The sequence below is a fragment of the Kitasatospora sp. NPDC057512 genome, from assembly GCF_042802135.1.
GTDB lineage: Bacteria > Actinomycetota > Actinomycetes > Streptomycetales > Streptomycetaceae > Kitasatospora.
Map to the genome: position 1 here is coordinate 1 of NZ_JBHVET010001051.1, position 2,186 is coordinate 2,186.

The following is a 2,186-nucleotide window of genomic DNA, read 5'->3' on the forward strand; positions in this document are numbered from 1 at the left end:
GCCCTGGGGAGGGCGAGGGGCGCGGAGTGGAACCGTCAGGCGTGGTGGTCGAACTCGCCGGCCTTGAGGGCGTGGAGGAGGGCGGCGAAAGTGGTGGGGGTGGTGTGGAGGACGAGGTGGCCCTGGTCGGACTCGCGGATTTCGACCGCGCCGTTGGACGTACGGACCTCGACGCACTCGTTGCTTGAGGCGCTGTAGCTGGACTTCTGCCAGTTGGACTCAGGCATTTGCTGTCTTCCATTTCCTTCCTGGCAGGTCGGTGAGGTCTCATGTTGCGCCCCTCGCCCTGGGGAGGGCGAGGGGCGCGGAGAGGAACCGTCAGGCGTGGTGGTCGAACTCGCCGGCCTTGAGGGCGTGGAGGAAGGCGGCGAGGGCGATGGGGGTGGTGCGGAGGACGAGGTGGCCCTCGTCCGACTCGCGGATTTCGACCGCGCCGCTCAATGTGCGGACCTCGACGCACGCGTTGTTCGCGCCGGAGTAGCTGGACTTCTGCCACACGGGGCTATCCATGCTTGCTCTCTATCTCCTTTTTGATCTGCCGGATGAAGTCTCGGGACTCCTCCTCCGAGAGTGCGACGGACGCCATCCGGGCGAGCATCTCGCGGTAGCTTGCGAGTGGTGCAGGAGAGTCGAGAATCAGGCTGTTGTGGGTGGTGTCGATCTGAACCGAATCCAGCTCGGGTACAGCGCCTTCCGCGTAGATGAGGTTCTCGCTCGGGCCGGGCAGGGACTCGATGTCGAACGGTACTGCGCGGATCGAGACTGCCGAGGTCTCGGAGTGCTTGATGAGGGCTTCGAGCTGCTCAGTGAGGACTTTCGGGCCACTGAACTGCATACGGAGAGCAGCTTCGTGGATGAATGCGGCGTAAGGCGGCCCGCCTGCGCGGATGACCTGTTGCCGCTTCATCCGGAAGTCCATCCGGACGTCGACTTCATGGTGGGGCAATGGTGGGATAGCTCTGGCGAAGACCGAGGCGGCGTAGGCATCAGTTTGTAGCAGCCCAGGTACGAACGTGATCGTGTAGGTAATGAGCCTCGCAGCGGATTCCTCAAGCTCTGCGAGATCGAGCAGATGTGAGGATACCGACCCGCGGTACTCCTCCCACCATCCCTTCGTGCGCTCGGTGGTCACCTCGGTCAGTGCGTCGATCAGCTGCTGGTTGCCGCACATGCATGCAGCGGCGATGGTTCGCAGCCGCTCGACACTGACCCCACCCTTCCCGCTCTCCATCTGTGTGATCTGCGCGGGCTGGATGCCGAGCTTGCGCGCCAGCTGACTGCCGCCGAGGCCAGCCTGCTCCCGCATCCTCCGTAGCTCGGTCCCGATCCGCCGTTGGCGAAGGGTTGGGTTCGGTCGTAGCGCCATGATGACCAGTCTGCCGCAGGTCGGGGCGGTGGAGTTGCCACGTTCGGGGGAACCTCCCAGCTCTCGGCTCAAAATTGAGACCGTCTGCGTTATGGTCGGTGTCACATCGGTCCGACGGATCGTCAGTAACGCCTGCTAGCAAGCACCGCAGAGCAGCCATGTCCTTCTCCACCGGCCTGGCTCACGGCGACACATGTTCCGCCGGTTCCCCCTCACTCACGCCTCGGGAGAACTCCCATGCGTCACATCAACACCCCCACCATCGCGGTCGCGCGTCAGACCCTCCGCAACACCATGACCCGCGTCGGATGGTCCGCCTCGCCGATCTTCGACGCGCAGCTCGCGCTCTGCGAGCTCCTCGTCAACGCCTGGCGGCACACCGAAACCCCCGCGCCGCTGGTCGAGATCATCTCCGAGGGGGACGTCCTCCGGGTCTCCGTCACGGACGAGAGCCCGGTGCTGCCCTCCGCCCCGCCGCTGTCCCTGCTCGCCGAGTCCGGCCGGGGCCTCCAGCTCGTCGCGGCCCTCACCCACGGCTGGGGCGTCGACCCGCACGAGCGGGCCAAATCCGTGTGGTTTGAGCTGCGGAAGGGCGCCGTCTGATGATCTACCGCCCCGGCCGTCACCCGATGCTGCCGACCGACCCCCGGATCCGCTACTACACCGAGGACCACATCAGCGCCCTCCTGGACGAAGTCGTGGAGCGGGGGCGAGAGTTCGGCCTGATCTTCCCCTCGATCGGCACCGACCGGACCATGGACGGCCGCGTCCTCGTCCGCTTCAACACGGCGCCGGCCTCAACTCTCCTCAACCTCCTCAC

At 65.7% G+C, this 2,186-nt stretch carries 5 protein-coding genes; 2 read left to right on the top strand and 3 right to left on the bottom strand.

What is annotated here, in order from left to right; all coding sequences use genetic code 11:
- Positions 1-35: 35 nt before the first annotated feature.
- From ACFU6K_RS37430 to ACFU6K_RS37440, 3 genes are all read right to left on the bottom strand, one after another.
- Positions 36-227, bottom strand: coding sequence for a DUF397 domain-containing protein (locus ACFU6K_RS37430; RefSeq protein WP_380670878.1), 192 nt, complete (start codon positions 225-227; stop codon positions 36-38).
- A gap of 91 nt (positions 228-318) precedes the next feature.
- On the bottom strand, positions 319-510 hold the full coding sequence (locus ACFU6K_RS37435) for a DUF397 domain-containing protein (RefSeq protein WP_380670880.1): 192 nt from the start codon (positions 508-510) through the stop codon (positions 319-321).
- A complete protein-coding gene (locus ACFU6K_RS37440; RefSeq protein WP_380670882.1) occupies positions 503-1,366 on the bottom strand; it encodes a helix-turn-helix domain-containing protein in 864 nt (287 codons plus the stop codon). The genes ACFU6K_RS37435 and ACFU6K_RS37440 overlap by 8 nt, the downstream gene beginning before the upstream one ends.
- Before the next feature lie 237 nt (positions 1,367-1,603).
- On the opposite strand from ACFU6K_RS37440, the gene ACFU6K_RS37445 reads away from it, so the two are divergent.
- Together ACFU6K_RS37445 and ACFU6K_RS37450 are read left to right on the top strand one after the other, a co-directional pair.
- Positions 1,604-1,969 carry an ATP-binding protein gene (locus ACFU6K_RS37445; protein WP_380670884.1) on the top strand — a complete coding sequence of 122 codons (366 nt, stop codon included), beginning with the start codon at positions 1,604-1,606 and terminating at the stop codon, positions 1,967-1,969.
- Positions 1,969-2,186 (top strand): hypothetical protein (locus tag ACFU6K_RS37450; protein WP_380670886.1); only part of this gene is annotated, 218 nt, incomplete at its 3' end. The genes ACFU6K_RS37445 and ACFU6K_RS37450, both read left to right, overlap by 1 nt.